This is a genomic window from Micromonospora sp. NPDC049900 (genome assembly GCF_044461025.1).
Taxonomy (GTDB): domain Bacteria; phylum Actinomycetota; class Actinomycetes; order Mycobacteriales; family Micromonosporaceae; genus Micromonospora.
In genome coordinates this window covers 322,384-334,036 of the sequence record NZ_JBITKM010000003.1, presented here as the reverse complement: position 1 = coordinate 334,036, position 11,653 = coordinate 322,384, and the positions used below count along the sequence as shown (strand labels likewise).

General features: G+C 72.2%; 11 protein-coding genes. 6 read left to right on the top strand and 5 right to left on the bottom strand.

Annotated features, from left to right (window positions below):
• Positions 1 to 49: 49 nt before the first annotated feature.
• The 3 genes from ACIBMZ_RS09860 to sepH all read left to right on the top strand — a co-directional run bounded on the left by ACIBMZ_RS09860 (position 50) and on the right by sepH (position 3,941).
• The gene (locus ACIBMZ_RS09860; RefSeq protein ID WP_396692183.1) at positions 50 to 1,156 is read left to right on the top strand and encodes a citrate synthase 2; all 1,107 of its coding nucleotides are present in this window, start codon (positions 50 to 52) and stop codon (positions 1,154 to 1,156) included.
• Positions 1,157 to 1,473: 317 nt separating this feature from the next.
• Positions 1,474 to 2,601, top strand: a complete 1,128-nt coding sequence (gene serC / locus ACIBMZ_RS09855; protein ID WP_396692182.1) for a phosphoserine transaminase — start codon at positions 1,474 to 1,476, stop codon at positions 2,599 to 2,601.
• A gap of 260 nt (positions 2,602 to 2,861) precedes the next feature.
• Positions 2,862 to 3,941, top strand: coding sequence for a septation protein SepH (gene sepH, locus ACIBMZ_RS09850; protein WP_396692181.1), 1,080 nt, complete (start codon positions 2,862 to 2,864; stop codon positions 3,939 to 3,941).
• A gap of 115 nt (positions 3,942 to 4,056) precedes the next feature.
• On the opposite strand, the gene ACIBMZ_RS09845 is transcribed toward sepH, so the two are convergent.
• The 4 genes from ACIBMZ_RS09845 to ACIBMZ_RS09830 all read right to left on the bottom strand — a co-directional run bounded on the left by ACIBMZ_RS09845 (position 4,057) and on the right by ACIBMZ_RS09830 (position 8,066).
• Complete coding sequence (locus ACIBMZ_RS09845; protein WP_396692180.1) at positions 4,057 to 4,560, bottom strand: hypothetical protein; 504 nt, start codon at positions 4,558 to 4,560, stop codon at positions 4,057 to 4,059.
• A 96-nt stretch (positions 4,561 to 4,656) separates the two neighbouring features.
• Positions 4,657 to 5,934, bottom strand: coding sequence for an MFS transporter (locus tag ACIBMZ_RS09840; protein WP_396692179.1), 1,278 nt, complete (start codon positions 5,932 to 5,934; stop codon positions 4,657 to 4,659).
• Between the two features lie 76 nt (positions 5,935 to 6,010).
• A complete protein-coding gene (locus tag ACIBMZ_RS09835) occupies positions 6,011 to 6,460 on the bottom strand; it encodes a MarR family transcriptional regulator (protein WP_350700359.1) in 450 nt (149 codons plus the stop codon).
• Positions 6,461 to 6,590: 130 nt separating this feature from the next.
• Positions 6,591 to 8,066, bottom strand: coding sequence for an NCS2 family permease (locus ACIBMZ_RS09830; protein ID WP_396692178.1), 1,476 nt, complete (start codon positions 8,064 to 8,066; stop codon positions 6,591 to 6,593).
• 128 nt (positions 8,067 to 8,194) lie between these two features.
• On the opposite strand from ACIBMZ_RS09830, the gene ACIBMZ_RS09825 reads away from it, so the two are divergent.
• Positions 8,195 to 8,395 (top strand): DUF2530 domain-containing protein, encoded by a 201-nt coding sequence (locus tag ACIBMZ_RS09825; RefSeq protein WP_396692729.1) that lies wholly within the window; start codon positions 8,195 to 8,197, stop codon positions 8,393 to 8,395.
• 28 nt (positions 8,396 to 8,423) lie between these two features.
• On the opposite strand, the gene ACIBMZ_RS09820 is transcribed toward ACIBMZ_RS09825, so the two are convergent.
• Positions 8,424 to 9,260, bottom strand: coding sequence for a DUF3027 domain-containing protein (locus ACIBMZ_RS09820; RefSeq protein ID WP_396692177.1), 837 nt, complete (start codon positions 9,258 to 9,260; stop codon positions 8,424 to 8,426).
• An 87-nt stretch (positions 9,261 to 9,347) separates the two neighbouring features.
• On the opposite strand from ACIBMZ_RS09820, the gene ACIBMZ_RS09815 reads away from it, so the two are divergent.
• Together ACIBMZ_RS09815 and ACIBMZ_RS09810 are read left to right on the top strand one after the other, a co-directional pair.
• Positions 9,348 to 10,991: an MFS transporter gene (locus ACIBMZ_RS09815; RefSeq protein ID WP_396692176.1), complete on the top strand. Its 1,644-nt coding sequence runs from the start codon at positions 9,348 to 9,350 to the stop codon at positions 10,989 to 10,991.
• Positions 10,988 to 11,638: a futalosine hydrolase gene (locus ACIBMZ_RS09810; RefSeq protein ID WP_396692175.1), complete on the top strand. Its 651-nt coding sequence runs from the start codon at positions 10,988 to 10,990 to the stop codon at positions 11,636 to 11,638. Before ACIBMZ_RS09815 ends, ACIBMZ_RS09810 begins: the two co-directional genes overlap by 4 nt.
• The last annotated feature ends 15 nt before the right edge of the window (positions 11,639 to 11,653 follow it).

Below are 11,653 nucleotides of genomic sequence, written 5' to 3'. Positions count from 1 at the left end.
GGGGCACCGAGCCGGGCGGGCGCACCGACCACACACCAGGAGTAGTGAGATGGCCGACTTCAAACCCGGACTCGAAGGCGTCGTCGCGTTCGAAACCAAGATCGCCGAACCGGACCGCGAGGGTGGCGCGCTGCGCTACCGAGGGGTCGACATCGAGGATCTGATCGGCCAGGTTTCCTTCGGCAACGTCTGGGCGCTGCTGGTCGACGGCCGGTTCGGCCCCGGCCTGCCGCCGGCCGAGCCGTTCCCGGTGCCGGTGCACTCCGGCGACATCCGGGTCGACGTGCAGTCCGCGGTGGCGATGCTCGCCCCGTACTGGGGCCTGCAGCAGATGCTGGACATCTCCGACGAGCAGGCGCGGGAGGACCTCGCCCGGGTGTCGGTGACCGCGCTGTCCTTCGTCGCCCAGTCCGCCCGTGGCCTCGGGCTGCCGGCGGTGCCGCAGAAGGAGATCGACAAGGCGGAGACGATCGTCGAGCGCTTCATGAAGCGGTGGCGCGGCGAGCCGGACCCCCGGCACGTCAAGGCCGTCGACGCGTACTTCATCTCGGCCGCCGAACACGGCCTGAACGCCTCCACCTTCACCGCACGGATCGTCGCCTCCACCGGCGCGGACGCCGCCGCCTGCATCTCCTCCGGCATCGGCGCGCTCTCCGGCCCGTTGCACGGCGGCGCCCCGTCGCGGGTGCTGAGCATGCTGGAGGCGGTCGAGCGCAGCGGCGACGCGGAGAGCTACGTCAAGGGTGTGCTCGACCGGGGTGAGCGGCTGATGGGCTTCGGCCACCGCGTCTACCGCGCCGAGGACCCGCGCGCCCGAGTACTGCGGCGCACCGCAAAGGAGCTGGGCGCGCCGCGCTTCGAGGTCGCCGAGGCGCTGGAACGGGCCGCGCTGGCCGAGTTGCAGGCCCGTCGGCCGGACCGGGTGCTCGCCACCAACGTCGAGTTCTGGTCCGCCGTGGTGCTCGACTTCGCCGAGGTGCCGGCGCACATGTTCACCTCGATGTTCACCTGCGCCCGGATGGGTGGGTGGAGCGCGCACATCCTGGAGCAGAAGCGGCTCCAGCGGCTGGTCCGCCCCTCCGCCCGGTACGTGGGCCACGGCCCGCGCAAGCCCAACGAGGTCGAGGGCTGGGACGCCGTCCCGCACGACGTCTGAGGCGTCCCGCCCGACGCCTGCGATGTAAGGAAGGGACCCCTTCTACCGTCTCCGGTAGAGCAGGGGTCCCTTCCTTACGTCCGGGCTCGCCCGGCGACGGCGGGTGGTGTGGGCGACGCCACGGGCTGTGGCGGACGACTCACGGTTGGGGCTGGGACCAGCACGCGGCGGGGCGTCGACGGGTGCAAGGATGAATTCCGGCAGCGCCGCCCGATGGGCTCGACCCCGGCTTCGACCGTGCACCCGCACGCGCCCGCCGTCGGTCCGCCCCACCTGCTCACCCGGGCCCCGACCCATGCGGAAGGATCTTTACGACCGTGGCTGACGCACCGACCATCCGGATTCCCGACGAGATCAAGCCCGCCGACGGCCGCTTCGGCTGCGGGCCGTCCAAGGTCCGTCCGGCGGCGGTCTCCGCGCTCGCCGAGGTGGCGACCAGCTACCTGGGCACCTCGCACCGGCAGAAGACCGTCCGTGACCAGGTGGCCCGGCTCCGCTCCGGCATCGCCGAATTCTTCTCGCTGCCCGAGGGCTACGAGGTGGTGATCGGCAACGGCGGCACCACCGCGTTCTGGGAGGTCGCCGCGTTCGGGCTGGTCCGCGACCGGGCCCAGTTCGCCAGCTTCGGCGAGTTCGGCGCCAAGTTCGCCAAGTCCGTCAAGGACGCGCCGTTCCTGGGCGAGCCGACGATCCGCAAGTCGGACGCGGGCAGTGCACCGACCCTCACCGCCGAGGCCGGCGTGGACGTCTACGCCACCCCGCACAACGAGACCTCGACCGGCGTGGCGGTGCCGATCAGTCGGGTGGCGGGTGCCGACCCGGGCTCGCTGCTGCTGGTCGACGCCACCTCCGGCGCCGGTGGCCTGGAGGTCAACGTCGGTGAGACCGACGTCTACTACTTCGCCCCGCAGAAGTGCTTCGGCTCCGACGGCGGGCTCTGGCTGGCCCTGATGTCGCCGGCCGCGTTGGAGCGGGCCGCCGAGATCAAGGCGTCCGGCCGGTACATCCCGGCCTTCCTCGACCTGGTCACCGCGATCGACAACTCGCGGCTGGAGCAGACCTACAACACCCCGGCGCTGGCGACGATCTTCCTCGCCGCCGAGCAGACCGACTGGATGAACTCCCAGGGTGGGCTGGCCTGGGCGGCCAAGCGCACGGCCGAGAGCGCCGCGACGGTGTACGGCTGGGCCGAGCGCTCGACCGTCGCCACCCCGTTCGTGACCGACCCGGCGCTGCGCTCCAACGTGGTCGCCACCATCGACTTCGCCGACGGAGTGGACGCCACCGCGATCGCCAAGGCGCTGCGCGCCAACGGCATCGTGGACACCGAGCCGTACCGGAAGCTGGGCCGCAACCAGCTCCGGGTGGCGCTCTTCCCGGCCGTCGAGCCGGCCGACGTGGAGGCGCTGACCGCCTCGATCGACTACGTGGTCGAGCGACTCTGAGTGAACCCACGGTGACCCTGCGGGCCCGGTCGACCCACTGTGGTCGCCGGGCCCGCGTCGTACTGCGACAAACGCCACTGTCGCGCTCACCGCACTGACCCGCCGCACAGCGCTGGACAGCGGGGAATTAGGCTGCTCAGCTCGACTTGCCCGGGCGTGGCGTCTCCCACCAGGCTCCGGATGGGCGTACCGTGGAGCGCAACGCCCCGGGTGGCCGGCTCGTGGCGTAACGGCCAGCGAAGCGGGACGGAGGCAACGCGATGCGCCCAGTACGCTTCGTCGCCCTCTCCGAGGACGGCCAGGCCCTGGTGCTCGCCGACGAGGTCGGGCGCCTGCTCGCCCTGCCGATCGACGAGCGTATCGCCGGAGCACTGCACGCCGAGCCGGGCGCGCCCACGCTCGCGGTGGCACCGACCACCGTCGACCCGGTGCCGTCGCTGTCCCCTCGGGACATCCAGGCCCGGATCCGCTCCGGCGAGTCCGCCGAGGACGTCGCCCGGATCGCCGGCGTACCGGTCGACCGGGTGCTCCGCTACGCCGGGCCGGTGCTCCAGGAGCGGGCGATGCTCGCCCAGCACGCCCGCCGTACCCGACTCAAGGGCGCCGAGAAGCCCACGCCCCTCGCCGAGGTGGTCAACGGCCGGCTCGCCCAGCACGGGATCGACACCGAGAAGATCTCCTGGGACGCGTGGCGCCGCGACGACGGCACCTGGCGGATCGTCGCGACCTGGCCGTCCGGCAAGGCCACCGCGCAGGCCGTCTGGGATCTGGACAAGACCCGGCAGTCGGTGGCCCCACACGACGACATGGCGCAATACCTCTGCGCCGAGCGGCCCGCGCCGCTCCTCGGTCAGGAGCCGGCACCGGAGCGGGGCGGTCACGCCCTGCCCGGCCCGTCGCGCGGTGAGCCGAGCCGGGGCGGACACGGACTGCCCGCGCCGACCGACCCCACCCGGTCCGGTCGGGACCCGATCCGGGCCGGTCGGGACGCGCTGCTCGCCTCGCTGGACCGTCCGCTCGGCGCCACCTCGGGCCGGGGCCTCGAACCCCGCTCGCCGGCCGCGCTCGCCGGTGGCCAGGACACGCCGCGCCGGGCGGTCGGTGGCGGCGCAGCCGCCCTGCTGGGCGGCGGTCAGGGCTCCGCCTTCGACGACGACGCCGACGCGCCCAAGGAGGTCCCGGCGGTGCCGTCGCTGGCGGTGCTGCGACCTCGCCGCACGGGTGCCCCGGCCGCCGCGACCAACGAGTCGACCGAGCCCGGCGCCAAGCCGCGCAAGCGACTGCCGAGTTGGGACGACGTCCTCTTCGGCAGCGGTCCCGCAGCCCGCGAGTCCTCCTGACCGGGCACCGGCCATGCGCCGGTGCCCGCCGAGGGCGCTGAGCTAGGACAGCACCAGCCGCCCCGGGTCGACGGATGGATCGCGGTGAAGAGTCGCACCCGGTGAAGGATCGCAGCTACCGGTGCCGTTCGCGCTGCCCGGGGCGGGTCGCCGGCAGGCGCAGCCCGGCGGCGTCCAGTTCGCCCTCCACCCGGACCCGTTCGAGCTGCCGGTCGACACCGGTCAGCTCGGCCAGGTGCTCGACGATCCCGAGTGCCCGGCAGGCCAGCCGGAGGCGGTCGTCGTACGCGTCGAGGACGGCGCTGTGCCACACCACCGCCGCCCCGCCGACCCGTTTCCGCCGCAGGCACCTCAGGTCGGCCGCGATCTGCTCCAGCGGACGTCGGTCGTGCCGGTCGAGGGCGGCGAGATCGGCCCGGACGGCGAGCCCGTCGGCCGCCAGCGTCCGGTGCAGTCGGGCGATCACTCGTCGTTCCCGACGCCGGGCACGCCACTGCGAGTATCCGCAGGTGACCCGGCCGACCATGTCGTCGGCCCCGACCACCAGGACGATCAGCACCGGCAGGAGGATCACGCCGGCCAACGACAGGGCGAGCAGCAGCGAACGCAGAACCTCCACGCAACGAAGCTATGCCGATGCCCAGCGTGACGTAACCGATTTTCCGGTATCCGCGCCGGGCGCCCCGACCTCGTCGGGACACCCGGCACCGGGGTCTCAGACCTCGGTGACGTAGAAGCGCGGCATCGGCAGGACCCGGAACCGCAGCCGGGCGCCGTCGCGGCGGAGCTGCCAGGCCAGCGCGAGCAGGGCGGTGGCCAGGGAGATCAGCCCGCCGGCCCAGATGCTGACCCCGGCGCCGAAGGTCTCGGCGATCCACCCGATCAGCGGTGCGCCGACCGGGTTGGTCCCCAGGAACACCAGCACCCACAGGGCCATCACCCGGCCCCGGAAGGCCGCGTCGGTGCCGAGCTGGACCCGCTGGTTGGCCGCCTGGGCGAAATAGACCATGAAGAAGCCGGTCGGCAGCAGCAGCACCACGACCATCCAGTACGTGGGCGCGAGTCCGACGAGCGTCCCGAAGGCGGCACAGGCGATCGCGGCACCGAGCACCAACCAGACCGAGGGACGGCTGCGCCGCCCGGTACCGGCCAGCGCGCCCACCAGCGCACCCACCGCGAGCGTGGTGCTGAACAGGCCGAACGAGGCGGCCCCGGTCTGGAACACGGTCTTGGCCAGCGCCGCGAGGGTGAGCTGGAAGTTGAACAGCGACATGCCGATCACGGACATCACGACCATCGGCAACACCAGGTCGGCACGCCGGCTGACGTACCGCAACCCGTCCAGCACGGTCGCCGCGGCCCGCTCGTTGCGCGGCGGCAACGGCTCCCGGTGCAGCTCGGCGGTCCGCATCTGGATCACTGTGATCAGCGGGCCGATCGAGCTGAGCGCGGTGAACAGGAAGACCGGACCGACACCGAAGAGGGCGATGGCGACACCGGCCACGGCCGGGCCGACGATCCGGGCCGAGTTGAACACGGCCGCGTTGAGCGAGAGCGCGTTCGGCAGCAGCGGAGTGCCGACCAGCTCGGAGACGAACGCCTGGCGCACCGGGGTCTCCACCGCGTTGGCCACGCCCAGCAGGGCGGCGAAGACGAAGACATGCCAGAGCTGGACCAGGCCGGTGAGCACCAGCAGCGCCATCGCCAGCGACAACACCGTCCAGAAGGCGTTGGCGGCGAAGAGGAGCATCCGCTTGTCGTACCGGTCGGCCAACCGCCCGGAGATCAGCGTGAGCAGGAGCACCGGGGTGAACTGAAGGGCGACGACCACGCCGAGCGCGGTGGCCGAGTCGCCGGACAGTTCGAGGACCAACCAGTCCTGGGCGATGAACATCATCCAGACACCGATCAGTTTGACCAGTTGCCCGGAGGCGAAGAGCCGGTAGTTGCGGACCTGTAGGGACTGGAACATCGTGCTGAGCCTCGCCTGCACTCTTGGTGCGCCTCCTCGCGTCGTACGCGTCATCAACGACGGACGGCACGGCACGGCGCACACTCGGTGTGCGGTGTCAGGCTCGGGAGACTCGCTGCAGAATCTCCGCTGCGTGGTGCAGGGTCTCCCGGTCGGCATCGCTCAGCTCGGCCAGCCGGTGGGCCAGCCATTCGTCCCGTACCCGCTCGAACTGGTCGAGCACGGCCCGGCCTCCCTCGGTCGTCGCGAGGATGACCTGCCGGCCGTCGGTCGGGTGGGGCGTGCGCTGCACGAGCCCGCGCTCCTCCAGCTTCGCGACGATCTTGGTCATCGTCGGTGGCTGCACCCGTTCGACGTCGGCGAGTTCCCGCGGCGTGAGCGCGCCCGCCAGCTTGAGGCTGGTGAGCGCGGACAACTGGGTGACCGTCAGGTCACCGACCGGCCGGGCCTGGCGGACCCGCCGGTTGAGCCGGGTGATCGCATCTCGCAGCTGATGGGCCAGCTGCGCCGGTGGCATGCTCTGAGCCGTCACCGTCCGCTCCGTCACGTTAGTTAGCCTAGCTAATGAGACCCGGAGTCGGCAGCGAATATGACCACACTCACCCGGGGTGATCACCGGCCCCGGGCCGGGCTGCGCTCGCGTTGTGCGCGGCACGCACGCCCGGCCCGGACCGGCGTCAGAACAGCGACTCGATCGGGCCGCGCAGGAAGTACACCACGAACAGCACCGCCACCCCGTAGAGCAGCGGGTGGATCTCCCGGGCCTTGCCCTTGGCCAGCTTCATCACCACGTACGCGATGAGTCCGGCACCGATGCCGTTGGAGATCGAGTACGTGAACGGCATCAGCACGATAGTGAGGAACGCCGGGATGGCGATCTCGTGGTCGGACCAGTCGATGGTGCGTACCGCGGTCATCATCAGGAAGCCGACCACCACCAGCGCGACCGACGCCGCCTCGAACGGCACCACCACGACCAGCGGCGCGAGGAACATCGCCAACAGGAACAGCACGCCGGTGACCAGGTTGGCCACACCGGTACGCGCGCCCTCCGCGACCCCGGCGGCACTCTCGACGAACGACGTGTTGCTGGAGACGCTGGCCGCGCCACCACTGGCCGCCGCGATCGAGTCGACCAGCAGGATCTCCTTCGTCCGAGGCGGGGTGCCCTGGTCGTCGAGCATGCCGCCCTCCTGACCGACGGCCACCATCGTGCCCATCGTGTCGAAGAAGTCGGTGATCAACAGTGTGAAGATGAACATCAGCACGACCAGCCAACCGGCCCGCTCCCACGACCCGAGCACGTTGAACTTGCCGAGCAGCGACAGGTCCGGCACGTCGAACGGGTTGCTGGGCAGCGTCGGGACGTTCAGTGACCAGCCCTTCGGGTTCGGCACCCCGTTGACCATGGACGGTCCGATGTTGCCGAGCGCCTCGACCACCATCGCCAGCAGCGTCGAGGCGAAGATGCCGATCAGGATGGCTCCGCGTACCCGACGCACCACCAGCACCAGGGTCAGCAGCAGGCCCACCACGAACACCAGCATCGGCCAACTGACCAGTTTGCCGCCGATGCCCAGCCCGACCGGCACGGTGGTGTTCGCCTCGTCGGGGATGCGCCGGACGAAACCGGAGTCGACCAGCCCGATGATGGTCAGGAACAGCCCGATGCCGACGCCGATCGCCGTCTTCATCTGGGTCGGCACCGAGCGGAACACCGCGGTCCGCAGCCCGGTCAGCACCAGCACCGCGATGATCACACCCTCGATCACCACCAGGCCCATCGCGTCGGCCCAGGTCATCTCCGGCGCGATCTCGTACGCCACCAGCGCGTTGACGCCGAGACCGGCCGCCACCGCCAGCGGGAAGCGACCGACCACTCCCATCAGGATGGTCAGCAGACCGGCGAGCAGGGCGGTGGCCGCCGCGATCGCCGGGATCGGCAGCGTGTTGCCGTCGCCGTCGGCAGCGCTGCCGAGGATGAGCGGGTTGAGCACCACGATGTACGCCATCGTGAAGAAGGTCGCCAGGCCACCGCGTACCTCGCGGCTCATCGTCGAGCCACGGGCCGAGATCTCGAAGTACCGGTCGAAGCCGTTGCGGGGACGGCTGGAATCAGGTGGGGTGCCGTTGTCGGGCGGCGCTACTGCCATCAGGAACCTCACAGCAGATCATCGGGTTGTCGCGCGCATCGTCGCAGAACCCGAGGCGGCGGAAAAGCGTCACGTACCCTGACCAGGTGCCGAATCAGCAGCCCCGCCCCGAGCCGGTCGACCCGCCGATGGTGCCCTTCGCGCTGGCCGGGATCGCGGCCTGGGCGGTCGCCGGGCTGGTGCTGCTGCTGTTCCGGGATCGGCTGGTCGAAAGCGGCCACGAGAACTGGCTCTGGATCTGTCTGGCCGGTTTTCTGTGGGGCTTCCCCGGTCTCGCGGTGATGATGCGTCACGACGCCCACCGACGGCGTCGGCGCGCCGCCGGTTGAGCGACCCGCCGAGGCGGGCCTGCTGTGGTCAGGAGTGCCCGTACGGCTCCGCCGGCTCGCCTGCCTCCACCGAACCGGGCGCGCGGCTGACCGACATCGGCTCCATCGCGCTGTCGTCGTAGACCGTCGGCATCTCGTCCACCGCGGTCTCGGCGTCGACCAGGGTCTCCGAGTGGGCACCGCACCCGTGATCGGCGCTGACCACCCGGCCGTCGTCCGGCGCGTAGAAGTTGCCGCACACCCCGAAGCAGAGCCGAAGGTTGCCGGCGAGCGGCAGATAGAAGCCACAGGTGCCGCAGCGGGCGGCGGCGGGCGCGGCGGTCGAGATGGGGGCGGTCGGGCCGTGGTCGCCGTCGTACCAGCGCTGTGCCGCCTCGGCCCGGCCCTCGCGCGACAGCACCCGGGGCCGACCGAGCCCCAACTCCCACGCGGTCTCCTCGACCGCCGAGTCGTCGGAGAGCAGGTAGCCGGGCTGGAGCCGCTCGTCGTCCGGCGGCGTCGGCAGCAGGTCACCGGGGCCCAGGTCGCCCGGCTGGAGTCGCTCCTGCCAGGGCAGCCAGCCGGGCGCGAGCAGCGCGTCCGGCCCGGGCAGCAGCACCGTCTCGCAGATCGTCACGTTCCGGCTGCGCGGCACCCGGGTGACGGTCACCGCCCACCGCCAACCGCGATATCCGGCCTGACGGCACTCGAAGTAGTGGGTGACGAGTCGGTCACCCTCGGCCACGACTTGCAGGTGGTCACCGACGTCGTCGGGATCCACCTCGGTGATGCCGGCGCGGGCCACCTCGACGGCGGCGGCGCAGACCTGGTCGAGACGAGCGGCGCGGGCGGAGGCGGGCCTGGTCACCCAACCATTGTCACCCATGCGCGGTGCCGACTGCGAGGCACTCCCCAGAGGTGTTCTGCGGCGGTGACGCGCCAAGTGTCGGCCCGATGGTTCAGGATGGGTGCCATGCCGCTGTCCTCCCGCCCCGAGAGGTCCCTCCTCGGGCGGACCGTCGGCACCGGAATCCGGGCCGTCCGGCTGCTGCTGCGCGGTTCGCTGAGCAGCGGACGCTGGGTGACGCGCAGTGCCGCCCGGGCCCGGACCCGGAGCGCCGGTGGCGAGACCGGCATGGTCCGCATGTTCGACCTGCACGCCGTCTCCTGTGCCGGCGACACGCTGATCGCCATCGGCCTGGCCGGAACGATCTTCTTCAACGTGCCGCTCGGCGAGGCGCGCAGCAAGGTCGCGCTCTACCTGCTGGTGACCATGGTGCCGTTCGCCATGCTCGCCCCGGTGGTCGGCCCGCTGCTCGACCACTTCCGGCACGGCCGACGGTACGCGCTGGCCACGACCATGCTGGGTCGGGCGTTCCTGGCCTGGCTGATCTCCGACTACATCCACGGGTTCGGGCTCTACCCGGCCGCGTTCGGTGTCCTCGCGCTCTCCCGGGCGTACGGCGTGGCCCGGTCCGCCGCCGTACCCAGACTCCTGCCCGAAGGGCTCGGGCTGTCCCAGGTGGGCGCACGCGCCAGCGTCTACGGCACGGTGGCCGGTGCTCTGGTCGCCCCGATCGGACTGGCCGCGTTCTGGTTCGGGCCGCAGTGGCCGCTCCGGGTCGCCTCGGTCATCTTCCTGGTCGGCATGGTGGTGGCGCTCCGGCTGCCACCGAAGGCCGACTCGGAGCCACCGGAGCGGGTCCCCCGCCCGCTGCGCGCGCTGCTCCGCCGCGACGGCGACCGACCACTCGGCCGAGGCCGGCCCGCCGGCCGGCTGGTGATCTCCACCCTCGTCGGCGCGGCCACGTTACGCGCGGTCTACGGCTTCCTGCTGCTCTTCCTCGCCTTCAGCATCAAGGCGGGCGACCTGACCACCGTGGTGTTCGGCCGTGACCTGGGCGACGAGGGCGCACTCGGCCTGGTCGGCGGCGCGCTGGCCGTCGGCACCTTCCTGGCCACCGCCATCGGCACCCGACTACGCATCCACCGCCCGGCCGCACTCCAGTCCAGCGGCATGATCATCGTGGCCGGGGTGGGCGTACTCACCGTCCTGAACTTCTCCCTGCCGATGGTCGCCCTGCTCTGCGTGGTCGCGGCCATGATGAGCGGCATCGCCAAGCTGGCCGTGGACGCCTCGATCCAGGAACGCATCCCGGAACGGCTGCGGGCGAGTTCCTTCGCGCACTCCGAGACCGCCCTGATGCTCGCCTTCGTGGCCGGTGGCGGGCTGGGGCTCGTACCCTTCGAGGGCCGGATCGGCATCGCGGTCGCCGCCATGGTCGGCACGCTCGCCGCCATACGCGGCATGGTGATGGCCCGCCGGCTGCGGGCCGAGCGACTACGCGGCCGACCGCTCACCGACGACGAGTTGGCCAGCGAGGAACGGGCCGCCGACGAACAGGCCGCCACCGAGCAGGCCGCCCGCGACCGGAAGGCCGCCGAGCAGGCCGAAGCCGCCGAGGCCGCCCCCACCTCACCGGCGCCCTACCAGGGTGGTACGACCGACGAGCGCGACCTCGCCCCGCCCGGCTTCCACATCTACCGCCCGTCGTCGGCGGTCTCCGGCGGCAGCGACGACGAGACCCGACGCAGCTCACCGGGGCCGATCCCGTGACCGGCCTGCTCGTGGTCACCGCGGTACCCGCCGAGGCGGAGGCGATCCAGGCCGGTCTCGCCGACCCCACCGTGGCGGTGGTGCCGGTGGGCGTGGGTCCGGCCGTCGCCGGGGCCGCGACCGCCCGTCTCCTCGCGCTCGCCGAGGGCGCCGGTCGGCCGTACCGAGGCGTGGTCAGCGCGGGCGTGGCCGGTGGCTTCTCCGGGCGCGTACCGGTCGGCGGCACCGTGCTCGGCACCCGGGCCGTCGCCGCCGACCTGGGCGCCGAGTCCCCCGACGGCTTCATCCCCCTCGACGCCCTCGGCATGCCGGCGGAACTGCTCGGTGGCGGCACCTCCGTCCCCGTCGACCCCGCCCTGCTGGCCGACCTGCGCGACGCGCTGCCGGACGCCACCGTCGGGCCGGTGCTGACCGTCAGCACCGTGACCGGCACCGCCGCCAGCACGGAGGAGTTGAGCCGGCGTCACCCGGACGCCGTGGCCGAGGCCATGGAGGGGTACGGCGTCGCGGTCGCCGCCACCCACGCCGGCGTGCCCTTCGCGGAGCTGCGTACCGTCTCCAACCCGATCGGTCCCCGCGATCGCGGGGCCTGGCGGATGCGCGAGGCGCTCATGGCCCTCACCGCCGCCGCCACCGCCCTGCGCTAGCCGCCGCCCCCGCCC

Excerpts from the sequence above, each read along its gene's own strand:
- ACIBMZ_RS09860 (WP_396692183.1), top strand. The coding sequence starts at position 50 with ATGGCCGACTTCAAACCCGGACTCGAAGGCGTCGTCGCGTTCGAAACC.
- sepH (WP_396692181.1), top strand. The coding sequence starts at position 2,862 with ATGCGCCCAGTACGCTTCGTCGCCCTCTCCGAGGACGGCCAGGCCCTG.
- ACIBMZ_RS09830 (WP_396692178.1), bottom strand. The coding sequence starts at position 8,066 with ATGGCAGTAGCGCCGCCCGACAACGGCACCCCACCTGATTCCAGCCGT.
- ACIBMZ_RS09825 (WP_396692729.1), top strand. The coding sequence starts at position 8,195 with ATGGTGCCCTTCGCGCTGGCCGGGATCGCGGCCTGGGCGGTCGCCGGG.
- ACIBMZ_RS09820 (WP_396692177.1), bottom strand. The coding sequence starts at position 9,260 with ATGGGTGACAATGGTTGGGTGACCAGGCCCGCCTCCGCCCGCGCCGCT.
- ACIBMZ_RS09815 (WP_396692176.1), top strand. The coding sequence starts at position 9,348 with ATGCCGCTGTCCTCCCGCCCCGAGAGGTCCCTCCTCGGGCGGACCGTC.